A 23726-nucleotide genomic window follows, 5' to 3' on the forward strand; every position below is an offset into this window, starting at 1 on the left:
CAGCGAAGACGCTGTGGCTGAGCTTTGTCCCTGCACCCATCGTCGACTCGAGCTGGTGCACCAGGTGGGCTCAGGATGCCCCGGCGCGCAGTGACGCCGCGTTGACGAGCACGCCCTGCGGTTCGCGGATCCACACCAGCCCCGTCTCCCGCTTCTCCTCCCGCGTCGCGAAGCGGTAGAGGAAGACGCGCGCCCGCACGTAGCGGGGCCGCGCGCCGTCGAACGGGTCCTTCCGCAGCAGTTTCAGGATCAGCGGGTCCGCCTGCAGGAGCTTGACCAGGAGCGGCGTGAACCAGCCGCCGTCGGACCCGAGCGCGAGGAACCACATCATCCAGTCCAGCCGTAGGTGGTAGGGCGCGAACTGGCGCGGCAGCCGGGACGGGTCCCCGGGCTTGCCCTTGAACTCGTACTCGCGCCATTGCGCGCCGGGTCCGGCGTCGTCGAGCGTGCCCTCCACGATCACCTCGTGGCGGACCTGCGTGACGCTGCCGAAGGCGCCGTACGCGTTGCCGAGGTGCCAGCGGTTGAAGCTCGCATTCATGAGCTGCCGGCGCGCGAACAGGTTCACCAGCGACGGCCAGCTCAGGTAGGCCAGGAGCAGCATCGCGAGGACGACGACGAGCGTGAACCACAGCGGCGTAGGCGCGTACGCACCGGACAGGTCGAGCGCGGGGAACACCGCCTCGTAGAAGGAGTCCGGCACGGCGCCGAACGCCAGGATGATCGTCAGCGTGTTGAGCCACGCGAAGTTGCCGGACAGCACCAGCCAGCCCTGCGTCACGATCATGACCAGCGCCGCGAATCCCGCGACCGGCTGGGGTGCGAACAGCAGGAACGGTACCGCGAGCTGCGTGACGTGGTTGCCCGCCACCTCGATGCGGTGCAGCGGCTTGGGCAGCAGGTGGAAGAACCGGCTGGCCGGATTCGGCATCGGCTGGGTCTCGTGGTGGTAGTACAGGGCCGTCAGGTCACGCCACGATCGGTCACCGCGCATCTTGATCATGCCCGCGCCGAATTCGAGCCGGAACACGAGCCAGCGGATCATCAGCAGGACCAGGAAGGGCGGCGCCACCTCGTTCGACCCGAGGAACGCGACGATGAAGCCGGCCTCCAGGAGCAGGCTCTCCCAGCCGAACCCGTAGAACGTCTGGCCCACGTTCACGATCGAGGTGTATAGCCACCAGATGAGGAGGAACGCCACGAGCGGCACCCAGGGTGGCCCGGCCTGGGGGAGCCCGAGGACCAGCAGGGCGGAGACGGCTGCTCCGGCCCACGCAACGGTGAGCAGCAGGCGGTCCGAGTAGTGCCGGCGGAACAGCGACGGGCCCGCCCGGCTACCCGCCCGCTCGAGGAACGCCGGGACGGGCATCAGCCCTTTCTCACCGAGGAGGGCGGGGAACTGGGCGACGGCGGACAGGAAGGCGACGAGGTACACGGCGGCCACGCCGCGCTGCACGATCTGGCGGCCCACCTCGTAGTCCTCGGCCGTCAGGACACCGGTCACCCACTCCATCTCCCCAGCGTTCTCCCCGTGCGGAGACGGCGTCAAGGAGGCATGCGAGCGCCGACGGAGGGCGCGTTCTGCTAGCGGTCCGGGCTCAGCCGAGGTGGTCCACGAGGCGGTCCGCGATGCCGGTGTAGCTCGCGGGGGACAGGGCGAGCAGGCGCTGCTGGGCCGCGTCGCTCAGGCCGAGACCACCGACGAACTCGCGCATGCGGTCCGCGTCCACCCGGCGGCCGCGCGTGAGCTCCTTGAGCCGCTCGTACGGGTCGTCGAGACCCGGTACGCCCGCGATGGCCTCGGCCCGCATGACCATCTGCACCGCCTCGCCGAGCACCTCCCAGTTCCCGTCGAGGTCCGCCGCGAGCACGTCCTCCGCGACGTCGAGCCGGGCCAGGCCCTTGGCGACGTTCGAGATGGCGAGCAGCGAGTGCCCGAGGGCCACGCCGATGTTGCGCTGGCTCGACGAGTCCGTCAGGTCGCGCTGCCAGCGCGAGGTCACGAGGGTGGAGGCCAGGACGTCGAGCAGCGCCGAGGAGATCTCGAGGTTCGCCTCCGCGTTCTCGAAGCGGATGGGGTTGACCTTGTGGGGCATCGTCGAGGAGCCCGTGGCCCCCGCCACCGGGATCTGGGCGAAGTATCCGATGGAGATGTAGCTCCACACGTCCGTGCAGAAGTTGTGCAGGATCCGGTTGAAGCGGGCCACGTCCGAGTACAGCTCCGCCTGCCAGTCGTGCGACTCGATCTGGGTGGTCAGGGGGTTCCAGGAGAGCCCCAGGCCCTCCACGAAGGACCGGGACACCTCCTGCCAGTCGGCCTGGGGGGCCGAGGCGTAGTGGGCGGCATACGTGCCGGTGGCCCCGTTGATCTTGCCGAGGAACTCCGTGGCGGCGATGCGGTCGAGCTGCCGTGTCAGGCGGTGCGCGACGACGGCCATCTCCTTGCCCAGCGTGGTGGGCGTGGCCGGCTGGCCGTGGGTGCGGGACAGCATCGGGGTGTCCCGTGTGGACCGTGCGAGGTCCCCGATCGCCTGGACGAGGCTGCGCGCGGCAGGGAGCCAGGTGCCGAGCACGGCGCCCTTGATCCCCAGGGCGTAGGAGAGGTTGTTGATGTCCTCCGAGGTGCAGCCGAAGTGGACGAGGGGCTTCAGGTGGGCGATACCGAGTCCCTCCAGGCGCCGCCCGAGGTAGTACTCCACGGCCTTGACGTCATGCACGGTGACGGCCTCGATCTCGCCGAGCTCGGCCACGGACGCGGCGTCGAAGGACGTGACGACGGCGCGGAGGCCGGCCTCCTGCTCCTCGGAGAGCGGCTCGGTCCCGGGCAGGACGGACCCGCGCGTGAGGTGGATGAGCCACTCGACCTCGACGTGCACGCGGTCGCGGTTGAGGGCCGCCTCGGAGAGATGATCGATGAGCGGGGCGACCGCCTCCCGGTACCGGCCGTCCAGCGGTCCGAGGGTCAGCGACGTCCCCTCGCCTCGGGACAGTGCAGCGAATTCGACGCGGGGGAGAGCGGAGTCAGCCATGCTCCCATCCTTTCATGGCCCGCGGAGCCGCCGGTGTCCACATAGGCGCCGGTCCAGCCGTCCCGCGCCGTTCCCGTTCCTAGCGTGGAGGGACGCCAGGAAGGGGAAAGGTCATGGACAGCACGCCAGGCGCTGCAGGATGGGAACCGGGAGTGGCCGCGAGCCGGCAGGTCGCGGGCATGGAGGCCGCCCTCCGGCGTCATGCGGAGCAGCTCCAGGGCATCCGGCGGCACGCGCTGTCGGTCTCCCTGCTCTCCTGGGAGTCGCCCGCCGGTGCCGCGTTCAGGGCCTATCTCTCAGAGCGGTGCACCGAGCTGTCGCGGACCATCGACCTCCTGGACTCGGCGGCAGCAGACCTGCGCGTCTACGGAGGTCTTCTCCTCGAGGCGGAGGTCCTGCAGGGGCAGGCGGCGCCGTGACGGACGGACTCCGCCCCGTCCAGGGCGACGACGGTCCGCTCACCGTCCGCGGAGGCGTGGGCGGCATCCGGTTCCAGTGGGAGGAGCTCGACGAGGCGGTGCGGGTGCTCTCGCTCCTTGCGACGGACACCGGGGGCGTCGCCGTCGCCCTCACCTTCCTCGACCGGGACCTCAGTGAGCTGCCCTGGCGGATCCTCCACCTCGATCCGCCCGGCGGCGTGGCGGGGCCGTCGTACCAGGCGGCCCTCGCGCACCTCGACGCCGCCTGGACCTCGGCGCTGGACAACGGCCGCGCGCTGTCCGCCACGAGGGACCGGCTGGGCGCGAGCCTGACGGCCTACCGCCTGGCGGACACGGCGGCCGTCGCAATCACCGAGGCGGCCCGGGCCCGGCACGAGGCGGCGGCCCGCGCCCTCGCCCGCGGAGCCGTCCGCGGCGGCGCACTGGAGGTCGGTCCCATCGAGCTCCGCGGGCGGGATGCCGGTACGCCGGTCGCCTTCGACGGCACGGTCACCGGACTCGTCGATCGCCTGGCCGCCGTCGAGGCCGAGGACCCGGGGACCTTCGAGGTGCTCCGGGCCGGGACGGCCAGGGATCCCGTCTACGTCGTCGTGCTGCCGGGCACGCAGGAGGGGCGCATCCGCGGGCCCGGCGGCAACCCGTTCGACGCCGGAGGGGTCGCGGAGGCGTTCGGGGAGGACAGCCGGTTCACCGACGCAGCGGTGCTCGAGGCGCTCGGGCGGGCGGGCGCTCGGGACGGCGATGCGGTCATCGTCGCCGGCTACAGCCAGGGCGGACTCCACGCCGTGAACCTCGCCGGGTCTGGCGGGGTCGGCGAGCGGTTCGATGTGCAGGTGGTCCTGACCGTCGGCTCGCCCACCGGGCTGCACGCGGCGGGTGCGGGTGAGTACCTGCACCTCGAGCACCACGACGACGCCGTGCCGCGGCTCGACGCCCTGCCCAACGCCGACGGCCGCCACCGGACCACCGTGCAGCTCGCCACCCCTGTGCCGGGCCCCGCCCGCACGGAGGACGGCTCGCAGGAGCCGCGCGGCCTCGGAGCCGCCCACACGCTGGAGAACTACGCGGTCGGGGCGCGGCTGGTGGATGCCAGCGACGCCCCGTCCCTGGCGCCGGCGTCGTCCCTGCTGGCCGCGGCGGCCGCGGGGACGGCCGACCGCTACTCCTTCACGGCCACCCGGAAGCCTCTGCCGGCGCGGGACGCCGGCCTCCGGACCCCGCGGGACGCCGGCCTCCGGCCCCCGCGCGGCTCCCGGGACGGCGGGTCTAGGCTGAACCCATGACGTCGATCGATGACCTTCCGGCACCCCCCTCCGACCAGGCGGATCCCCGCAGCGACGCCGGCATCCGGCCGCGCGGCGTCCTCGGGAAGCTGCCGCGCTACGCGGCGGGCAAGCCGCCCGTCGTCGTGGAGGGACTGGAGAGCTTCAAGCTCTCCTCGAACGAGAACCCGCTGCCGCCCCTCCCGGCCGTGCTCGAGGCCATCGCGGCCGAGACCTCCATCAACCGCTACCCCGACCCCCTGACGACGGCCCTGCGGACCGAACTGGCGGCGTATCTGGGCGTCCCTCCCACCGACATCGTGACCGGCGCGGGCAGCCTCGGTGCCCTGAACCAGATCCTCGCCACCTTCGCCGGGCAGAACGACTTCGACGCGCCCGACGAGGTGGTCTACGCCTGGCGGTCCTTCGAGGCCTACCCCATCAGCGTGGGCCTCGCCGGCGCCACCGGCGTACAGGTCCCGGTCCGGTCGGACGGGACCCACGACCTCGAGGCGATGGCCCGGGCCGTCACCGACCGCACGCGCGTGGTCCTGCTCTGCACGCCGAACAATCCCACCGGCCCGATCCTCACGCGGGACGAGGTGGTCGGCTTCCTCGCCGAGGTACCCGCGCACGTCGTCGTCGTCATCGACGAGGCCTACCAGGAGTTCGTCCGGCGCGACGACGCCGTCGACGGGATCGAGCTGTACCGGGAGTACCCGAACGTCATCGTCCTGCGCACCTTCTCGAAGGCCCACGGCCTCGCGGGACTGCGGGTCGGGTACTCCGTCGCGCAGCAGGGGCTCACCGAGCACCTCAGGGTCTCGGCGGTGCCGTTCGCGGTGTCGCAGGTCGCCGAGCATGCTGCCGTGACCTCCCTCCGCCACATCGACGCGGTGGAAGCCAGGGTGCAGTCCATCGTGGACGAGCGGACCCGCGTGGTCCGCGGCCTCCGCGACCTCGGCTGGGCCGTTCCCGAGGCGGAGGGGAACTTCGTCTGGCTGGCGCTCGGCGAGCACACGCAGGACTTCGCCGCGCGGGCCGCCGAGCGGGCGCTCTCGGTCCGCGCCTTCGGCTCGGAGGGCGTGCGCGTCTCGATCGGGGAGGAAGCGGCCAACAGCCGTTTCCTCGAGCTGTGCGGAGAGTACAGCCACCGCCCGGCCGCAGGGTGAGGCGATACGGCCCCGTCTTAAATAGGCCTACGAGCGCGCGCTGATTAGTCTTGGTCGAGATGCCGCCGGAACATATGTGCGGCGGTGTATGACTTACGGCACACATTCCTTCTACGGAATGTACAGCGTCGGGTGAGGAGCAGAAATGAACAGCAGCCGATTGCCGGCAGCGGAATTCGAGGCCGAGGAGGTCGTGCGTGCCACGCTGCCCGCGGAGCCCGACGGGGAACACGGCGTCGTGACGCTGCAGGTCCTCGCGGCCGATGGGACCATGGCCCGCAGCCTCACCGCCACGATCGCCGGCGAGCACGTCGACTTCTCGCCCTACCTCGCAGCGGACGACGCCGGGCACCTGCGCTCGCTGTACCGCGACATGTTCCTGATCCGCCGCTTCGACCAGGAGTCCACCGCCCTGCAGCGCCAGGGGCAGCTGGCACTCTGGGTCCCGCTCACCGGGCAGGAGGCGGCGCAGATCGGCTCCGGGCGGGCCCTCGCGCCGCAGGACTATGCGTTCCCCACGTACCGGGAGCACGGCGTCGCCCTCACCCGCGGCGTCGAGCTGTCCGACATCCTCCGCCTCTTCCGGGGCGTGACGAACGGCGGCTGGGACCCCCGCGAGCGGAACTTCCACCTGTACACGCTGGTGCTGGCGGCGCAGTCCCTGCACGCCGTCGGCTACGCCATGGGGCTGCAGCGGGACCAGCTCGCCGACCCGTCGCTGCCCCGGGCCGCCTCTATCGCGTACTTCGGCGACGGCGCGAGCTCGGAGGGCGACATCCACGAGTCCATGGTGTTCGCCGCCTCCTTCGACGCCCCCGTGGTGTTCTTCTGCCAGAACAACCAGTGGGCCATCTCCGTCCCGTCGAGCGTGCAGGCGAAGGTGCCCCTCGCCCAGCGGGCCGAGGGCTACGGCTTCCCCGGTGTGCGGGTGGACGGCAACGACGTCGTCGCCGTCGAGGCGGTCACGCGCTGGGCGCTCGAGCACGCGCGGTCCGGCAGGGGCCCGGTGCTGATCGAGGCCTACACGTACCGGATGAGCGCCCACACCACGGCCGACGATCCGACGAAGTACCGACTGACCCAGGACGAGCAGGAGTGGCTGCCCCGCGACCCGCTGATCCGCCTCGAGACGTATCTCCGCGCTGCGGGCCTCGCTGACGACGCCTTCTTCGAGGACCTCGGCGCCGAGGCCGCCACCATGGCCGCGGATCTCCGTAAGGCCGTGCTGGCCATGACCGCACCGGACCTCGAGAGCCGCTTCGCCGCGGTCTACGCCGAACCGCATCCGCTCATCCAGGAGGAGCTGCGGTTCTTCCAGCAGTACGAAGCCGGCTTCGCCGACGAAGGGAAGCACGCCTGATGGCGACGATGACCATCGCGAAGGCGATCAACGAAGGCCTGAGGGCGTCGCTCGAGAACGACCCGAAGACGCTCCTCATGGGCGAGGACATCGGCGAGCTCGGCGGCGTGTACCGCGTGACGGACGGCCTGAAGAAGGACTTCGGCGCCCTGCGGGTGGTCGACTCGCCGCTCGCGGAATCCGGCATCATCGGCACGGCCATCGGACTCGCCCTGCGGGGCTACCGCCCCATCTGCGAGATCCAGTTCGACGGCTTCGTGTTCCCCGGTTTCAACCAGATCACGACGCAGCTCGCGAAGCTCCGGACGCGCAGCGATGGCATGCTGAGCGCACCCGTGGTCATCCGCATCCCCTACGGAGGCGGGATCGGCAGCGTGGAGCACCACTCGGAATCGCCCGAGGCGCTCTTCGCCCACACCGCCGGGCTGCGGATCATCACGCCGTCGAATGCACAGGACGCGTACTGGATGATCCAGCAGGCTGTCACCTGCGAGGACCCGGTCATCGTCTTCGAACCCAAGCGCCGCTACTGGCTGAAGGGCGAGGTGGACACGTCGGCCCCGGTCGGGGATCCGTTCTCCGCCCACGTCCTGCGGTCCGGAACGGACGCCACCATCGTCGCGTACGGCCCGCTCGTTCCCGTGGCGCTCGCTGCCGCGGCGGCCGCGGCGGAGGACGGGCGCAGCGTCGAGGTGATCGACCTCCGCTCCATCTCGCCGATCGACTTCGACACCGTCACCGAGTCCGTGACCCGCACCGGCCGGCTGATCGTGGCCCACGAGGCCCCGACCTTCGGCGGGATCGGCGGCGAGATCGCCGCACGGATCTCCGAACGCGCCTTCCTCTCGCTCGAAGCACCCGTCATCCGCGTGGGCGGCTTCCACATGCCCTACCCCGTGGCCCGTGTGGAAGAGCAGTACCTGCCGGACATCGACCGCATCCTCGAGGCACTCGACCGTGCCTTCGCATACTGAAGGACCCCCATGACGCTCAATACGTTCAACCTGCCCGATGTCGGAGAGGGCCTCACCGAGGCGGAGATCGTGCAGTGGAAGGTGGCACCCGGCGCCACGGTGTCCGTCAATGACGTCATCTGCGAGATCGAGACCGCGAAGTCCCTCGTCGAACTCTCCTCGCCCTATGCGGGCACCGTCGCCGAACTGCTCGTCGCCGAGGGCGAGACCATCGAGGTCGGCACCCCGATCATCTCCGTCGAGGACGCAGCCGCGGTGCCCGGCACGGCGCACGACGGCGGGCCGGTTCCTGTCGGTGCCGCCGACGACGCCCGTGCCGCCGGTACCGCCGATGATGCCGCCGGTACCGCCGATGATGCCGCCGATGCCGCCGATGCCGCCGATGCCGCCGATGCCGCCCCGCTCCCCGTCCCCGAGATGCCGGGCGAGTACGCGAGCCCCCGCGCCGGGGCGGGCGCGCCGGCCGCTGCGGCGCCCGGTGCCGCAGCTCCCGAATCGACCCCGGACGCCGCTCCAGGACCGCTCGTCGGCACAGGACCGAAGGCCGACGCCGTCAAGCGCCGCCCCCGCAAGCCGCAGGCGGCACAGGCGACCGGGGCCGATGCTCCGCGCGCTCCTCGAGTGGACGGGCCGAGCCCTGCCGGCGGGGCAGCCAAGGGCATTCCGGCTCCGCGCCCGGCCGGAGCGCCGGCATCGCCACCGCAGCCGGCCGAGGCGGAGCACCCCGCCCGGGTGAACCCGCTGAACCAGCTCATCAATCGCGTGCTGGCCAAGCCGCCGGTCCGCAAGGCCGCCCGGGATCTCGGCATCAACCTCGCCGACGTCCCGGCCACGGGGACCGCCGGCGAGGTCACCAAGCAGGACCTCATGAGCTACCAGTCCCAGCGCGACGCCGAACAGGACGGGGCCGATTCGTTCTGGGCGGAGCGGACGCTGCTCGGCGGCGGCCGGATCGAACGCATCCCCGTCAAGGGCGTGCGCAAGGCGACGGCCCGGGCGATGGTGCAGAGCGCCTTCACGGCCCCGCACGTCAGCATCTTCGTGGACGTGGACGCCTCCCGCACCATGGAGTTCGTCAAGCGCCTCAAGGCGTCCCGGGACTTCGAGGGCATCAAGGTCTCACCCCTGCTGATCCTCGCGAAGGCCGTCATCTGGGCCGCTGCGCGCAACCCCTCCGTCAACGCCACCTGGGCGGAGGACGAGATCCTCGTCAAGCACTTCATGAACCTCGGCATCGCCGCCGCGACGCCGCGCGGCCTCATGGTCCCCAACATCAAGGACGCCCAGGACCTCTCTCTCAAGGAACTGGCGCTGGCGCTGAACGACCTCGCGACGACGGCGCGGGCCGGCAGGACGCAGCCCGCCCAGATGCAGGGCGGAACGCTGACCATCACCAACATCGGGGCGCTCGGCATCGACACCGGGACGCCGATCATCAACCCGGGGGAGGTCGCGATCGTGGCGTTCGGCACCATCAAGCAGAAGCCCTGGGTGCTCGACGGCGAGGTCATCCCGCGCTGGATCACCACGCTGGGCGGCTCCTTCGACCACCGGGTGGTCGACGGCGACCTCAGCGCCCGCTTCATGGCCGACGTCGCCTCGATCCTCGAGGAGCCGGCCCTGCTGCTCGACTAGGGTGGGCTCATGAACCAGCCCTTCCCCGGCGACGATCCCCGGCGGCCGCGCCCGCGCTACCCGCTGAACAGGCTCCTGCTCGTGGTGCTGATCGGGTTCGTCGCGTCGATCGTCCTGCAGGCGGCCTTCCCCGGGCTGGGCACGGTGGCCAGGCTGTCCATCCTGCTGATCGTCGCGGCGCTCATCTCCCTCGCGGTGACGCTGCGCCAGCGGAGGCGCCCGCCGCGGTAGCGATCAGGCGGACGCGGTCCGGTTCTCCTCGATCGCCGTCCGCAGGATCGGCGCGAGGCGCCGCACGCCCTCGACGATGTCCTCGGGGGAGACGGCGCTGAAGGCCAGGCGGAGCTTGTTGGACGGCTCGTCGGACGGGGTGAACGCGGCGCCGGGGATGAACACGACGCCGGCGTCGATGGCCGTGTACAGCAGCGGGTAGGTGTCGATGCCTTCGGGGAGGGTGACCCACACGAAGAATCCGCCGTCGGGGGTGGTCCAGCGCACGCCGTCGGGCAGTTCCTCCGCGAGGGCCCCGAGCATCGCGTCGCACCGCTCGCGGTAGAGGTCACGCATCGAGTGGAGGTGGCCGCGCCAGTCGTAGTCCGTCAGGTAGGCGGTCACGAGCATCTGGGTGAGCGGCGACGGGCAGAGCACGACGGCCTCGCAGGCGAGGTAGAACCGGCGGTAGAGGTGCTTGGGCACCAGCGCCCAGCCGAGCCGCACGCCGGGCGCGAAGATCTTCGAGAAGGAGCCCAGGTAGATGACGTCGTCGGGATTGCCCGCGCGCATGGGCTTCAGCGGTTCGCCGTCGAAGCGCAGCATGCCGTAGGGGTTGTCCTCGAGGACGAGGATGTTGTGTGCACGGCAGATGCCGACGACGCGCTGGCGGCGGTCGGCCGCCATCGTGATGCCGCTCGGGTTGTTGAAGCTGGGGATCGTGTAGAGCAGCTTGATGGTGCGGCCCTGCGCCTCGAGGTCGGCGATGGTGCGTTCCAGCTCGTCCGGGATCAGTCCGGCGTCGTCCATCGGGATGGTGACGACGTCCACCTCGTACGCCTCGAAGGTGTTGAGGGCGCCTACGTAGGTGGGGTCCTCGCAGAGGATCACATCGCCCGGGTCGCAGAACACCTTGGCCGCGACGTCCTGGGCCGACTGTGAGCCGGTGGTGATCACGACGTCCTCCGGGCTGGCGCCCGCGATGCCCTCGGCGGCCATGACGTCGCACACCAGCCGGCGCAGCTCCTCCATGCCCTGGCCCCCGCCGTACTGCAGGGCTTCGAGGCCGTGCTCGGCGATGATCTTCTGGGCTGTCCGTCCGAGGTCCTCGAGCGGGAGGGACTTCAGGTACGGGCTCCCGCCGGCCAGGGACACGAGCCCCGGGCGGATGGAGATGTCGAAGACGTCCCGCACCGCGGACTGCTTGATGTTCGCTGCCCGCACGGAGAACAGCGCATCGTGCCGGTTGGCGGAGTCGACCGCCCTTTCGAGGGCTGCTTCGGTCTCGGCGGGCAGGAGGTCGGCGGGGGCTTCGCTGGAGGACGTCACGCCCAGAGTCTAGGCGGGGGTTCACCGTCAGGCAACAGGTGTTGCACAGGAGTGCGTTGCTGCGAGCCTAGACCCAGCCCGCGTCCCGTGCCTTCAGCGCGGCCTGGAAGCGGCTGTCCGCGCGCAGGGTGTCCAGCATCCAGGCGATGTGCCGCCGGCATGTCCTCACGTTGATGTCCAGGCGCCGGGCGATCGACTCGTCGGACAGGCCGTTGGCCAGTCCCTGGATGATCGAACGCTGCAGGCTGCTCAGGGGCGACTCGACGCGCTCGGGTGCGAGGAAGGATTCGCTGATCTCCCAGGCGACGTCGAACAGGAGCGTGAAGATGTTGATCAGGCTGGAGTCCCTGATGACCAGGGCGGCCTTGTCCTCCCGCGTGAGCTGACGCCCCACGAGTGCCAGCTTCTCGTCGAAGATGAGCATGCGCAGGGGGATGAACGGGAGGACGCCGAACTCGCCCCCGCCGGCTGCGATCGCCTCGACCGCCCTGCGGGTGGGAACGTGGTCGCGCAGGCTCGTGTCGTACAGGGTCCGGCGTCGCACGCCGTTCTCCAGCAGTTCGAGATCCTTGCGGATGCTCTCCTCGTGGACGTCCGCCGTCGAACCCTGGCCGGGCTGCGCGATGTAGACCTTCTCGGTGACGTCCCGCCCGTAGTCGATGAGCACCCGGTGGATGAGGTGGGGGTCCTCGAGCGTCTCCACGGAGGTGCTGGCGAGAACGCTCTTGCGCGCTTCGAGGAAGGTGGGCAGGAGGCTGGAGAGCTCGCGTCGTTGGCTGCTGATGCGTGCCTTCAGGTCCTGGAGGGAGCGTTCGTCGGCGTCGACGAGATCCGCGAGGGCGACGTCGGGCGATACCGCCACGAGACCGTCCGGTCGTCCCGCCTCAGGGCTGAGCAGCCGGCGATCGGAGAGTTCGGCGATGGCCGCCTCGATACGGCGCAGGGTCAGGCCCAGGGCATCCGACGCTTCGGCGCGCGTCCAGCCGGGATGCCCGACGGCGTAGCGGTATACCTCGAGCGACGTGGCGTCCAGCATGGGCAGTCCTTGTCCGGGCCACCGGTGCGGTAGCGGCATCGTCACAAAGCGAAAAACATGACATGTCCAGTTAATGACAGATCAGGGAGGCTGGCAATTTCATGAGACCGAAGGCGCCGTCCAGACCCGCCATTCCGCGGATTTCCCGACTGCGAAGCAGCGTACCAGCAGCGCCGGGGACATGTCCGCGTCCTGTTCGCGCCATGTCCGCAAACGGCCATCCGTACCGCTGGACACCGCCTCCCGGCGGCCGACATTCTGAGTGAGCCAGCCCGCAGGGAAGCCCCGCAAAGGGACCCGCAGGGACTCCGGACGCTGCGGACCAGCAGCGCACCACAGCTCGACCTCCCGGGAACGGGCCAGGAAGGATCGCGATGAAGAAGGTATTCGGCGTAGTTGCGGGCCTGCTGATCGTGGTGGCGGCCGTGGCGCCGGCACAGCAGTCGGTCGACGCAGCGAGTTGGGACTGGCCCAAGGGCCAGATCATGGCAGGCAGCTGGGACTGGCCGAAGTAAACGGGGAGACCCCGGACTAGAGCCCGGAGCCTCCCCCCGAGAACCCGCCCCAGCGGGGGTGATCACAGACCCTGAAGGAGAGAGCCATGAGCCAGGTGACCGCCGTTCGAACCGCCTCACGAACGGTCGTCAGCACTCAGTGGTGGCATCTCTCCCTCTCGACGGGTGGCTTCGATGTAGCGGACGGCATCATCGAAGAGCTGGTCACCCCGCTGGTGGCGCAGGCACAGGCGCTCGGCGCCAAGCGCTGGTATTTCAGCCGGTACGAGGACGCCGCGACGGGTGTCGTCAGCCAGATCCGGCTGAGCATCCATGCCCACCCGCGTGTCCTCGACCGCCTCCGCGCGTTCCAGAGGGTGCTCCAGACCCGCAGTTCCCGCGCACTGCCGCTGCTCGTGGTGCGCCAGCACATCACCGCACCGGCCAGCAACACCTACTACTCCGGCGGCCAGGAGCCGGCCGACCCCCAGCTCGAGGCCAACCTTGTGAAGTACGGCGGCGTGGAGGGCCTCCATCTCGCCGAGGAGGTCTTCGAGCTCAGCTCAGAGCTGGCCATCTGGGCCAACCAGCGCTTCCCCCGCATGCAGAGCCGCTCGGCACTGGGCGCCCTGGTGCTCTTCGATGCTGTGCAGAGCATGCTGCGCGGTCCCCGATCCGCGGGCTGGCCCGACCGCCGTCGCCTGACCTGGGATCTCTACTGGGACGGTCACCTGCGCACCTGCACGGCCGACGTCGGGCCGCGTGCCTCCGGGGTACGCGAGGCGATGACGGCGCAGGTCGCATCCAAGGCCACCGGATTCCATGCCCTCATGGCAGCCACCGCCTCCGAGTCGGCTGTGCAGAACTGGCGACGCCGCTGGTTCCGAACCCTCGACACCTACCTGTACCGCGCGGACAAGGTCCGCGTCAGCCGCAGCGCACAGCACCTCACGGTGTATCAGGCGCACATGGCCCTCAATCGCCTCGGGTTCGTCGCCCGCGAGGAGGCGGCGCTGGGACTGTATGCGCGGACGTGGAATCCCAGGCCCACCTCCTGAACGATGGTCCGGATCCCCTGTCGGCCGGCCCGCCAGAACCACGAGCGAAGGACTGCATCATGAACGCAAGGAACACCATCGTGCTGGCCGTCGATGCAGACCTCTCGGAGGTCCTCGGCTGCTCGTCGGAGGACGTCGAGTCCATGCAGAACGACGGCGTGCTGGAGCCGCAGGGCCAGCTGTGGGAGATCGGCCCGGCGCAGGAATACCTGCGGGACGCCGTCTGGGCCGACAGCCTCTGGCACTGACCTGCCCTTCCCCACCTGCAACGGGCACCGGACAGAAACGGCACGACGCCGGCGCGGGGCGCCGGCGTCGTGCCGTTCAGGTCGTTCAGGTCAACTGTCCGGGTGGACCCGAACGGATCGGGCCGGACTAGGCCGCGATGGGTGCGGTTGCTCCTGCGAGGGCGTTCAGCACGTCGGTGACGGCGCCGGCTACCTCGGCGTCGTCCTTCGGGTGGAGCTCGGCGAAGCGCGTGATCGAGCCGCCGATGGAGAGCTTGGCGTCGTCGACGACCGTGGCGCCGGCGACACCGAGCGCGCGGCGGGCCTCGTCGTGCGCCCAGACTCCGCCGTACTGGCCGAAGGCGGAGCCGATCACGGCTGCGGGCTTGCCCGAGAGGGCACCTGCACCGTAGGGGCGGGACAGCCAGTCGATGGCGTTCTTGAGCACGGCAGGCATGGTGCCGTTGTACTCGGGGGAGACGAGGAGGATGGCGTCGGCGTCGGCCGCGGCGGCGCGGAGGTCGTCCGCGGCCTTCGGGCGGTCGGTATCGTTGTCGATGTCCTCGTTGTAGAACGGGATGTCGCTCAGGGCATCGAAGCTGACCACCTCGACGGCGGCGGGCGCGTGCTCGGCGGCGGCCTCGGCCAGCTGGCGGTTGATGGAGCCCTCCCGCAGGCTGCCGACGAGGGTGAGGATCGTGGTGGACATGAAGACTCCCGTGGTTGGGTGACCGTAGGTCGGTACTGACAGGGGACGCGGTGACCGCATCTGAACAACTCAAGCGGACCACGGTCCGTTTTATTCCGCGGCTATAGTGGCGGCATGCAGGGCGAGGGATTGCTCCGGGTCACGGGCGACGACGGAGAGCGCACCGACGCGGCGCGCAACCGGCGTCTCCTGCTCGACGCCGCGGCCGAGATCGTCGCCACGTGCGGGGCGGAGAAGCTGACCACGGACGCCGTCGCCCGGCGCGCCGGAGTCGGCAAGGGCACGGTCTTCCGCCGCTTCGGCAGCCGCGCCGGCCTGCTGCACGCGCTCGCGGACGAGGCCGGGCGTTCCTTCCAGCAGTCCTTCATGGCGGGTCCGCCCCCGCTCGGCCCGGGAGCCGAGCCGCTCGAGCGGCTCATCGCCTTCGGCGAGGCGAGCATCGGGCGGATGCTCCTCGACGGGCAGATCCTCCGTGCGGCGGAGCAGCGGGGCGGACCGGACCCCGAGCACCCGACGCAGCAGCTCATCCGCCTGCACCTGGGCATGCTGCTGCGTGAGCTGGGCGTGCAGGACCCGGAGCTCGCGGCCTACCAGCTGGCCGCGTTCCTCAACGCAGGGCTCCTGCTCCACCTCCAGGAGCACCGGGGCATGTCCGATGCCCGCCTCGCCGCGTCCTGGCGCGTGCTCGTCACGGGCCTCGCAGCAGCGCAGGATCACGTGTAGCACTGTCCCGGCCCTCTTGTACACTGGCAAAAAAACACCGGCATTTCCGCGCGGTGCCGAGGTGAGGCTGGTGCGCGCATGGAGGAGATCCCGGAAGAACTGTCCGGCGTGCTCGAGGCCGTCGGAGGCGACGTTCCCGGGCCCCACCTGCACATGGTCCCGCGGGAACTCCCGGCCCCGTCACCCGCGGAAGCCGCCGCGCGACTCCAGGACCTCCTGGTCGACCACTCCGACGTCCGGGCGTTCCTGCAGGAGCTCGCGGAGTTCGCTGCGGACGCCCTCGGTCAGGACGGCGACACGTACTGCGGCGTCACGCTGCAGCGCTCGCCGCACGAGCAGCTGACCGTCGGCAGCAGCGATGCGAAGGCGCGCTCCATGGACGAGGTCCAGTACGAGCACGACGACGGTCCGTGCCTGCACGCGCTGCGCGTGCACAGCGAGGTCTTCATCCGCGACACCCGGTCGGAGGACCGCTGGCCCGGCTTCATGGAGCATGTCGCCGCACGCGGCGTCGGTGCCATGTTCTGCCTGCCGCTCGATCTCGAGGGCTCGTCGCGCGCGGCCGTCAACCTGTACGCCCAGGACGCGTCCGTGTTCACCGACGACTACCGGCGGGTGGCGCGCGCGTTCGCGGTGCAGGCGTCGCAGGCCCTGAAGCTGGCCGTGCGCATGGCCCGGCACGCAGCGACGGCGGAGGACCTCCGCTCCGTCCTGCAGTCGCGGACCGAGATCGACCTCGCCGTGGGGATCATCATGGGGCAGGACCGCTGCTCGCAGAAGGAGGCCTTCGACAAGCTGCGCCGGGCGTCCAACGCCCGCAACGTCAAGGTCCGCGCGCTCGCCGGTGGGATGGTCGCCGGCTTCAACGGCTCCCTCCCGCGAGCCCACTTCGACCCGGCCTGAGGGCATGCCGCCGATGCCGACGCCGGGTGCGGTGAGGGCCGTGCTGGTCGGGTTCGGCCACGGCGGGCGCGTCTTCCATGCCCCGCTCATCGCCCACGACGCCGGCCTCCACCTCGCCGCCGTCGTCACCCGCAGTCCGGACCGCCGGGCGGAGGCCCGCGCGGCCTACCCGGATGCCGTCGTCGTCGCCACGCTGGAGGAGGCGCTGCGCGCCGTACCGGACCTGGACCTGGCGGTGATCTCCACGCCCCCGGCCACGCACGCGGACCTCGCCGACGAGGTGCTCGGCCGAGGACTGCACGCGGTCGTGGACAAGCCTTTCGTGGTGCGCGCGGCGGACGGCGAGCGCCTGATCGGGACGGCACGGACGGCGGGGCGGCTACTCGTCCCGTTCCACAACCGGCGGTGGGACGGCGATTTCCTGACCGTGCGTTCGCTGGTCGCCTCGGGCGCGCTGGGCGGCGTGCTGAGGTTGGAGTCGGCGATGGAGTCCTGGAAGGGGCCCAGCACGAAGCGGTGGAAGCGGGACGCGGGAGCGGCGGTCGGCGGGGGTGTGCTGTACGACCTCGGACCGCACCTCGTCGACCAGGCGCTGGTGCTCCTCGGTCCGGCCGTCCCGGTCTTCGCGGAGCTGAAGGCGGATGGTGACGGCGCCGCGGAGGACTCGCTGTTCCTCGTCCTCGAGCACGAGGGCGGCGTCACGAGCCATCTCCACGCGGGGACGCGCGTGCCGCTGGCGCGTCCGCGGTTCCGCGTCACGGGTGCGGCTGCAGGCCTGACGATCACCGGCACCGACCCGCAGGAGGGACTGCTGGCGGCAGGTGTCCTCCCGGGGGAGCTTCCTCGCGCCGCGGCCGGCCGGGCGGGCACCCACGGCAGGGGGAGGCTGGGGCGCGCCGGGCGGACCGAGCCGCTGGCGATCGAGCCGGGCGCGTACCCGTCCTTCTACGCCGGCGTCGCCGCCGCGATCAGGGGCGAGGGTCCTCCGCCGGTGCGGGCGGAGGATGCCCTCGCGGTGGCGCGCATCATCGAGCAGGTCCATGCGTCCTTCCCGATCGGGAGAGGAAACCGCCAGGGCACCCTGCCCTGAGCCGTGGGGGCCGGTCCTGACGAGGGTCGACTAGACGAGTGCCGCCGGGTCCGCCGCGAGCTCGAGGCCGTGCGCCTGCGACACCGAGTGGTGTGCCACCTGGCCTGCGGCGACGTTGAGCCCGCGGGCGAGTGCGGGATCCGCCTCGAAGGCGCCCCGGACGCCCTTGTCCGCCAGGGCGACGGCGTAGCGGAGTGTCACGTTGGTCAGGGCGTAGGTGGAGGTGTTGGGGACCGCGCCCGGCATGTTGCCCACGCAGTAGAAGAGTGAGCCGTGCACGGTGAACGTGGGGTCCTCGTGCGTGGTGACGCGGGAGTCCTCGAAGCATCCGCCCTGGTCCACGGCGATGTCCACGAGGACGCTGCCGGGCTTCATGCGTGCCACGAGGGCGTTGGTCACGAGCTTGGGCGCACGGGCGCCGGGGATGAGGACCGACCCGATCACCAGATCCGCCTCCAGGACCGATTTCTCGATCTCCAGGGAGTTCGAGGCCACGGTCTTCACCCGGCCGGCGTAGAGCGCGTCGATCTCGCGCAGGCGTGCGATGTCGATGTCGAGGATGGTCACCTCGGCTCCGGTGCCGACGGCCATCGCCGTCGCGTTGGTGCCCGCGACGCCCGCTCCGAGGACGACGACCTTGGCGGGGCGGACGCCGGCGACCCCGCCGAGCAGCAGGCCGGGGCCTCCGGCCGGTGCGGTCATGACCTGGGCGCCCACCTGGACGGAGAGGCGGCCGGCGACCTCGGACATCGGCGCGAGCAGGGGCAGCGCACGCCCGTCCTGCACGGTCTCGTACGCGATGGCGGTCACGCCGGCGTCGAGCAGTGCACGGGTCAGTTCGGGCTCGGCGGCGAGGTGGAGGTAGGTGAAGAGGATGAGCTCGCTACGGAACCGGTGGTACTCGGAGGCCACCGGCTCCTTGACCTTCAGGACCATGTCCGCGCGCGCCCAGACGTCGTCCGCCGCGTCGACGAGCTCGGCGCCCGCGGCCTCGTACTCGGCGTCCGTGATGCTCGAGCCCATGCCCGCGCCCCGCTCCACGAGCACGGTGTGGCCGTGGGCCCGGAACTCGTGCACGCCGGAGGCGGTGATGGCCACACGGAACTCGTTGTTCTTCACTTCTTTGGGGACGCCGATGATCATGGGGTTCTCCAGGCTGCGATCGGGCGGACGGGGATGGTTCCAGAATAGGGACCACTCAGGCGGCATGACCGCCCCTTTCCGTCGGCCGCCCAGGATCCGTCGGCGGGCGAGTCGTCGGCGTCGGCTCCCGGCCGCGCGGCGACGGGCTTGTCGCTCATTGTGACCCAGGGCACTAGCAGATACCCGTTTCCGCCACCATCGACAGATGTCGAGTCCCCGAGCGGCAAGTGTCGTCCTTCGCGTTCTGCCCGCATAGGGTGGGAGGGTGCAGAACCAGGCCATCGACGAGGTCGTCGAGTCGATCGCGCAGTCGCTGGGACGGGGGGTGTCCCTCGAGGACCCCGACGGCGTCCTCCTCGCCTACAGCAGCCATCAGGCCACCGCCGACCGCGTCCGGGTCAACTTCCTGCTCAGCAAGAAGGTCCCCGCCGATGTCAGCGAGTGGCAGCTCCGCCACGGCATCGCCCAGGCGGTGCGCGCCGTCGCCGTCCCCGCCAACGAGGACCTCGGGATGCTGGCGCGCGTCTGCGTACCGCTGCTCGTCCGGGGTTTCCGCGTGGGCTACCTCTGGGTGCAGCAGCAGTCCAGAGAGGACCCCGCCGCCGGTATCCTGGCCGCCCTGCCCACGGTCCGTCCCCTGATCGACCGTCTGGCCGAGCTCCTCCTCGAGACGGACACGGCGTCCTCCGAGCGCCGGACGCAGCGCGAAGCCACCTTCCTTGCCGCGTGCCGTGGCGTCGCCGCCGCGGCCGACGAGCTGCGCGGCTGGCGCGAACTCGGAGGCGATGGCCCGTGGCGCCTGGCCGTGGCGCATGAACCCCGGCCCGCGCCCTCCGACGAAGGCGACCCGCACGAGGCCGCCCTCCTGCAGCGCACCCTTGCCCTTCAGGCGACGGTCGGGGTCGCCCCCGTGCTCTTCAGCGCCGGCGCCACCGGCTTCTCGGTGCTCCTGTGCGCACCCGCCGTCGGCCCTGCCGCGCTGCAGCAGGTCCTCGAGCGGTATCGGGGCGAGACCGCGAAGCGTGCGGGCCGCCCGGTCGGCCGGGTGGTGCTCGGGCTGAGCGAATCAGCAGCAGACCCCCGTGACCTGGCCGAGGCGTTCCATCAGGCGCGCCACGCCGTCCAGGCCGCCGCGGTGGACCCGCAGCTCGGCGACGTGTGCTCGTACGCGGACATCGGCGTGTACCAGTTCCTCGGGACCGTCGGGTGGCAGGCGCCGACGCAGGGCAGCATCCATTTCGCGGAGCTGAGCGAGGCCGACCGTGTGGATGAGCTGCTGCCCGTCCTCGAGCTGCTGTACGACAAGAACGGGTCCGTGCAGGACGTCGCGGCCCAGCTCCACCTGCACCGCAGCAGCGTCTACAACCGACTGTCGAGGATCCGGTCCGTGATCGGCGTCGACCCGCTCGCCGGGATGGTGCGGTTGGAACTGCATCTCGCCCTCAAGGCGCGCCGGTGGAGGTCCCGGCCCCGGTTCGAGCTCGCCTAGGGGCGGTCAGGTGTCGGCGCCCTGATGCGCGTCGGCGTCCGGCGAGGCTTCTCGGCGGCGCAGCTGGCTGCGGAGCCACTCCTCGACGTCGGACCTCCGGAGGCGCCGGTGCGAGCCGCGGTACTCGACCGGGAGCGTGCCGGCGTCCGTGAGCTTGCGGAGATAGCTGTGCGAGATGCCGGCGAGCTCTGCCGCCTGCGACGTGGTCAGCAGCTCGGCCACCGAGGTCACCTGGACGGCGTCACCGTCGGACAGGCGTGCGAGCAGGTCGACGACGGCGGCCTGTGCCTCGTTCGGCAGTCTGTGGGCGGTACCGTCCACGAAGACGGTCACGTCCGCGCTGTCGGTGAGTGCACGGCGGAGCGGCCCCGCCTGCTCGGGCGGGAGTGCCGCTGCGGATCGTGGAGCCCTGGCTGTCATGGGGCCATTGTGCCAGCAGGGAGTACCACTCCAGTAGGCAAGGCACGCCCGGTGCGGGACCCGCCCTTCCGCTATGAGTACTGCGGGTCTAGTGTGTGCGTATAAATACCCCCATCTACTTGCAACCAGCGTCGGCTGCAAGACCGAAAGGGTGCATCCCATGACAACTCTTGATCACGGGCGTAGCCTCCGCTTGGGCGGCTATCCCACCACGCTCGGTGAGAAGGGTGAGCTCCCCTTCTGCCCCACGTGCCGTACCGACGACTATCTGATCTTCGAGGAGTTCGTGCCCGCACGCCAGGCCGAACACTCCACCGATCTGCTTCCCGCCAGTACGAGCTACACCTGCTCCGAATGCGGCACCTTCAACGCCCACGCGGTTCCGCTGTCCTGGCGTCCGCCGCAGTGGTTCTGGTACAGCTGACCGCCTTCGCCCTCTCCTCCTCGACCCGCGCGGTAGTGCCGCTGAAACTCCTCCACCCCGGCCATTGACCTTGACGTTACGTCAATTCATAGGCTGGGAGTGTCCCGGCGCCGATCGCCGGGAGGAGGAGGACCAGGTGGACTACCCGATCAGCACCGTCGCCCGGCTGACCGGTACCACGAGCCGGACGCTGCGCCATTACGGCGATATCGGCCTGCTCGCACCATCCCGGGTAGGGATCAACGGCTACCGGTACTACGACGCGGCGGCGCTCGTGAGGCTCCAGCGCATCCTGCTGCTGAGGAACCTGGGGTTGTCCTTGCCGACCATCGCCGAGGTCATGGACGCCACCCGTGCGGAAGCGCCGGCCTCGGTGCTGCGGGCCCACCTCGAATTCCTCCGCGGCGAGCAGGAACGGCTCGACCGGCAGATCACGGCGGTCCTCACCACGGTGGAGGCCCTCGAACGAGGAGAAGAACCCATGCCAGAAGACATGTTCAACGGATTCGACCACACCCGCTACCGGGACGAGGTCGAGGAGCGGTGGGGGCGCGAGGCCTATGCCGAGGGCGACGCCTGGTGGCGCGGCAAGTCCCAGGAGGAGAAGGACGCCTTCGGGAGGGAGGTCACGGACCTCAACGCCGACTGGACGGACGCGGCATCGCGGGGCATCGCGCCGACGAGCCAGGAGGCGGTGGCCCTGGCAGGGCGCCACGTGGCCTGGCTCACCGGGATCCCGGGGACGCCGAGGAACGAGGACGGTTCCCTGCCCTCGGAGTACGTTCGAGGGCTCGGGGAGATGTACGTCGGTGATCCACGGTTCGCGGCGAACTACGGCGGACTCCAGGGCGCCGAATTCGTGCGGGCCGCCCTCGAGGAATGGCTGGTCCGCCAGGACTGACCTGCGTGCTACCAGAGGCCGACGGCGCGGTCCCGCCCTGCGCGTTTGGCTCTGTAGAGGTTCAGGTCGGCTTCGCGCAGGAGCGCGTCCGACGTCGAGCCTGCCCCACAGGCGGCAAAGCCGAGGCTTGCCGTGAGTCGCAGTCCGTGATGGACGTGCGGCCACTGGAGCCCGCGGACGGCGGCCAGCACCTGCTGCGCCACCTGTTCCTGGTCGGCGTGCTGGTGGAGCACCAGGAGGAACTCCTCGCCGCCGATCCGGGCTACATGCCGCACCCCGGGGCATGCCTCGAGGCAGGAGGCGACGGCGACCAGGACGTCGTCGCCCGCCGGGTGTCCGAAGCGGTCGTTGACCTGCTTGAAGTGGTCGAGGTCGAGGAGCGCCAGTGAACCGGTCGACGGTTCGCTCGTCTGCCAGGTGCGGATGACGTCGGGCAGCGAGTCCTCCACCCAGCGCCGGTTGCGCACCTTGGTGAGGGGATCGACCGCGACGGCGGCTTCCGCCTGCTCCGCCCGCGCGAGGGCCTCGGTGACGTTCTGTTCCGCGAAGAGGTGGTCCACCTGGGAGCGTCTTGCCTCGATCCACCGACCCCGCGCCGCCTGGTGGAACTGGCGGTGCAGCTCGTAGGCGAGACGGAAGTCCGCGCCGGATGCCGCGATGGCAGCGCGTTCCTCGAGGATCATGGATGCGACTTCCTCGAGTGCATGACGCGCCGTGATGCGCTCCGCCCTGTCGAGTGCGGAACGCGCGGCTGGGAGATCACCGACCCCGTGCTGCGCCTGCGCCAGCAGGAGCATCCGGATGGCGCGTGTCTCGGGCTGCAGATTCGCGGGATCGTCGTCCGCGGATCTCTCGAGCACATCGAGGGCTTCCCGGGGACGGTTTCCGGCGAGATGGCCGCGGGCGAGGACATCGGCCAGCTCGGACTCGAGACCGGGGGACGCGGCGAACGCGGATTCGACCCGCCGCATCCAGAAGCGCGCCTCCTCGGGCATCGCGTCATCGAGCGCGGCGTGGAACGCGTTGGACGCCAACTGGCCGATGAGCTCATGATCGTCCAGCTGCTCCGCGAGGCTGAGCGCCCTGCGGGACACATCGAAGCCGTGCTGCAGGAGGCCCGCACCCAGGAGGCCGAGGGCCTGGCGCGTCAGCAGCTTCGCCCGAAGGCGGGGCAGCTCGGAACCGTCGAGCAGGGAGACGGCGATCGTCGCCTGTTCGGCCCCCGATCCGGAGTGCCCGGCAATGAGGTCCATCATCGCGATCAGGGCATGGCAGCGACTGGCCAGCCGAGCGTCGCCCTGTTCGCGTGCCCATTCGAGGATCTCCTGCCCGCGCGTCCGCGCCCCGGGAGCGCCCTCCGTGCGGGCCAGCGCATCGAGGGCGGTCACCTCCGCCCAGAAGGCCACGTCGAGTCGGCCGAGGTCTTCGGCGGCACTGCGGATCTCGGTGGCTTCGCCCACCACACGGGGGAGGTCCGCGCTGATCTCCATCACTTCCAGCAGGGCGGTGAGGTCCCGTTCCTGTGCAAGGCGCAGGGAGCCGCCTTCGATCACGGCGTCGTCGTTGGTCATGCATTCTCCTGGTCGTCGAGGCAGCGCTGAAGAACCGACCTTGGAGGAGTGCTGAGACCTTGGCGTGCGCTGACGTGCCGGTGATGCCGGCGAGTCCAGTCTGCCGTGGCGAGACCGTTCACTCAAG

24 protein-coding genes are annotated in these 23726 nt (G+C 70.7%); 16 read left to right on the forward strand and 8 right to left on the reverse strand.

Annotated features, from left to right (window positions below):
- Nucleotides 1-70 precede the first annotated feature (70 nt).
- Nucleotides 71-1513, reverse strand: a complete 1443-nt coding sequence (locus AC4D2C_RS03935; RefSeq protein ID WP_490912764.1) for a lipase maturation factor family protein — start codon at nt 1511-1513, stop codon at nt 71-73.
- Between the two features lie 85 nt (nt 1514-1598).
- On the reverse strand, nt 1599-3029 hold the full coding sequence (purB, locus tag AC4D2C_RS03940; RefSeq protein WP_490908482.1) for an adenylosuccinate lyase: 1431 nt from the start codon (nt 3027-3029) through the stop codon (nt 1599-1601).
- Nucleotides 3030-3142: 113 nt separating this feature from the next.
- Here purB and AC4D2C_RS03945 point away from each other — a divergent pair, with 113 nt between their 5' ends.
- From AC4D2C_RS03945 to AC4D2C_RS03975, 7 genes are all read left to right on the forward strand, one after another.
- The gene (locus AC4D2C_RS03945; protein ID WP_490908481.1) at nt 3143-3448 is read left to right on the forward strand and encodes a hypothetical protein; all 306 of its coding nucleotides are present in this window, start codon (nt 3143-3145) and stop codon (nt 3446-3448) included.
- Nucleotides 3445-4752 (forward strand): hypothetical protein, encoded by a 1308-nt coding sequence (locus tag AC4D2C_RS03950; protein WP_490912767.1) that lies wholly within the window; start codon nt 3445-3447, stop codon nt 4750-4752. The genes AC4D2C_RS03945 and AC4D2C_RS03950 overlap by 4 nt, the downstream gene beginning before the upstream one ends.
- Nucleotides 4749-5903: a histidinol-phosphate transaminase gene (locus AC4D2C_RS03955; protein ID WP_490908479.1), complete on the forward strand. Its 1155-nt coding sequence runs from the start codon at nt 4749-4751 to the stop codon at nt 5901-5903. The genes AC4D2C_RS03950 and AC4D2C_RS03955 overlap by 4 nt, the downstream gene beginning before the upstream one ends.
- Nucleotides 5904-6048: 145 nt before the next feature.
- Nucleotides 6049-7263 carry a pyruvate dehydrogenase (acetyl-transferring) E1 component subunit alpha gene (gene pdhA, locus AC4D2C_RS03960; RefSeq protein ID WP_490912769.1) on the forward strand — a complete coding sequence of 405 codons (1215 nt, stop codon included), beginning with the start codon at nt 6049-6051 and terminating at the stop codon, nt 7261-7263.
- Nucleotides 7263-8237, forward strand: a complete 975-nt coding sequence (locus AC4D2C_RS03965) for an alpha-ketoacid dehydrogenase subunit beta (protein WP_490912771.1) — start codon at nt 7263-7265, stop codon at nt 8235-8237. The genes pdhA and AC4D2C_RS03965 overlap by 1 nt, the downstream gene beginning before the upstream one ends.
- 9 nt (nt 8238-8246) lie before the next feature.
- The gene (locus AC4D2C_RS03970; protein ID WP_490912773.1) at nt 8247-9872 is read left to right on the forward strand and encodes a dihydrolipoamide acetyltransferase family protein; all 1626 of its coding nucleotides are present in this window, start codon (nt 8247-8249) and stop codon (nt 9870-9872) included.
- A 9-nt stretch (nt 9873-9881) separates the two neighbouring features.
- Complete coding sequence (locus tag AC4D2C_RS03975) at nt 9882-10103, forward strand: hypothetical protein (RefSeq protein ID WP_490912775.1); 222 nt, start codon at nt 9882-9884, stop codon at nt 10101-10103.
- A gap of 3 nt (nt 10104-10106) precedes the next feature.
- Here AC4D2C_RS03975 and AC4D2C_RS03980 read toward each other — a convergent pair whose 3' ends face one another.
- Both AC4D2C_RS03980 and AC4D2C_RS03985 read right to left on the reverse strand, forming a co-directional pair.
- Nucleotides 10107-11411 carry an aminotransferase-like domain-containing protein gene (locus AC4D2C_RS03980; RefSeq protein WP_490912777.1) on the reverse strand — a complete coding sequence of 435 codons (1305 nt, stop codon included), beginning with the start codon at nt 11409-11411 and terminating at the stop codon, nt 10107-10109.
- 67 nt (nt 11412-11478) lie between these two features.
- Nucleotides 11479-12447, reverse strand: a complete 969-nt coding sequence (locus AC4D2C_RS03985; RefSeq protein WP_334211229.1) for a LuxR C-terminal-related transcriptional regulator — start codon at nt 12445-12447, stop codon at nt 11479-11481.
- Between the two features lie 374 nt (nt 12448-12821).
- On the opposite strand from AC4D2C_RS03985, the gene AC4D2C_RS03990 reads away from it, so the two are divergent.
- The 3 genes from AC4D2C_RS03990 (at nt 12822) to AC4D2C_RS04000 (ending at nt 14247) form a co-directional block, all read left to right on the forward strand.
- Nucleotides 12822-12962, forward strand: a complete 141-nt coding sequence (locus tag AC4D2C_RS03990; protein ID WP_490912778.1) for a hypothetical protein — start codon at nt 12822-12824, stop codon at nt 12960-12962.
- An 86-nt stretch (nt 12963-13048) separates the two neighbouring features.
- Nucleotides 13049-13999, forward strand: a complete 951-nt coding sequence (locus tag AC4D2C_RS03995; protein WP_490912780.1) for a lantibiotic dehydratase C-terminal domain-containing protein — start codon at nt 13049-13051, stop codon at nt 13997-13999.
- A gap of 59 nt (nt 14000-14058) precedes the next feature.
- Complete coding sequence (locus tag AC4D2C_RS04000) at nt 14059-14247, forward strand: hypothetical protein (RefSeq protein WP_490908471.1); 189 nt, start codon at nt 14059-14061, stop codon at nt 14245-14247.
- A 127-nt stretch (nt 14248-14374) separates the two neighbouring features.
- On the opposite strand, the gene AC4D2C_RS04005 is transcribed toward AC4D2C_RS04000, so the two are convergent.
- A complete protein-coding gene (locus AC4D2C_RS04005; RefSeq protein ID WP_490912781.1) occupies nt 14375-14935 on the reverse strand; it encodes an NAD(P)H-dependent oxidoreductase in 561 nt (186 codons plus the stop codon).
- A gap of 114 nt (nt 14936-15049) precedes the next feature.
- Here AC4D2C_RS04005 and AC4D2C_RS04010 point away from each other — a divergent pair, with 114 nt between their 5' ends.
- The 3 genes from AC4D2C_RS04010 to AC4D2C_RS04020 all read left to right on the forward strand — a co-directional run bounded on the left by AC4D2C_RS04010 (nt 15050) and on the right by AC4D2C_RS04020 (nt 17651).
- Nucleotides 15050-15658, forward strand: coding sequence for a TetR/AcrR family transcriptional regulator (locus tag AC4D2C_RS04010; protein ID WP_490912782.1), 609 nt, complete (start codon nt 15050-15052; stop codon nt 15656-15658).
- Between the two features lie 78 nt (nt 15659-15736).
- Nucleotides 15737-16561, forward strand: coding sequence for a GAF and ANTAR domain-containing protein (locus tag AC4D2C_RS04015; protein ID WP_490912784.1), 825 nt, complete (start codon nt 15737-15739; stop codon nt 16559-16561).
- Between the two features lie 4 nt (nt 16562-16565).
- Nucleotides 16566-17651 carry a Gfo/Idh/MocA family protein gene (locus tag AC4D2C_RS04020; RefSeq protein ID WP_490912786.1) on the forward strand — a complete coding sequence of 362 codons (1086 nt, stop codon included), beginning with the start codon at nt 16566-16568 and terminating at the stop codon, nt 17649-17651.
- 30 nt (nt 17652-17681) lie between these two features.
- Here AC4D2C_RS04020 and ald read toward each other — a convergent pair whose 3' ends face one another.
- A complete protein-coding gene (gene ald, locus AC4D2C_RS04025; protein WP_490912788.1) occupies nt 17682-18794 on the reverse strand; it encodes an alanine dehydrogenase in 1113 nt (370 codons plus the stop codon).
- A 265-nt stretch (nt 18795-19059) separates the two neighbouring features.
- Between ald and AC4D2C_RS04030 the strand changes: the two genes are divergently transcribed.
- Complete coding sequence (locus tag AC4D2C_RS04030; RefSeq protein ID WP_490912790.1) at nt 19060-20283, forward strand: PucR family transcriptional regulator; 1224 nt, start codon at nt 19060-19062, stop codon at nt 20281-20283.
- Between the two features lie 6 nt (nt 20284-20289).
- On the opposite strand, the gene AC4D2C_RS04035 is transcribed toward AC4D2C_RS04030, so the two are convergent.
- Nucleotides 20290-20703 (reverse strand): helix-turn-helix domain-containing protein, encoded by a 414-nt coding sequence (locus AC4D2C_RS04035; protein WP_490912792.1) that lies wholly within the window; start codon nt 20701-20703, stop codon nt 20290-20292.
- A gap of 160 nt (nt 20704-20863) precedes the next feature.
- Between AC4D2C_RS04035 and AC4D2C_RS04040 the strand changes: the two genes are divergently transcribed.
- Nucleotides 20864-21127 (forward strand): hypothetical protein, encoded by a 264-nt coding sequence (locus AC4D2C_RS04040; protein WP_490908463.1) that lies wholly within the window; start codon nt 20864-20866, stop codon nt 21125-21127.
- Nucleotides 21128-21263: 136 nt separating this feature from the next.
- Nucleotides 21264-22028 (forward strand): MerR family transcriptional regulator, encoded by a 765-nt coding sequence (locus AC4D2C_RS04045; RefSeq protein ID WP_490912794.1) that lies wholly within the window; start codon nt 21264-21266, stop codon nt 22026-22028.
- Nucleotides 22029-22036: 8 nt separating this feature from the next.
- Here AC4D2C_RS04045 and AC4D2C_RS04050 read toward each other — a convergent pair whose 3' ends face one another.
- Nucleotides 22037-23599: a GGDEF domain-containing protein gene (locus tag AC4D2C_RS04050; protein ID WP_490912796.1), complete on the reverse strand. Its 1563-nt coding sequence runs from the start codon at nt 23597-23599 to the stop codon at nt 22037-22039.
- Nucleotides 23600-23726 lie beyond the last annotated feature (127 nt).

It is taken from the genome of Arthrobacter sp. TJ-240 (assembly GCF_058269195.1).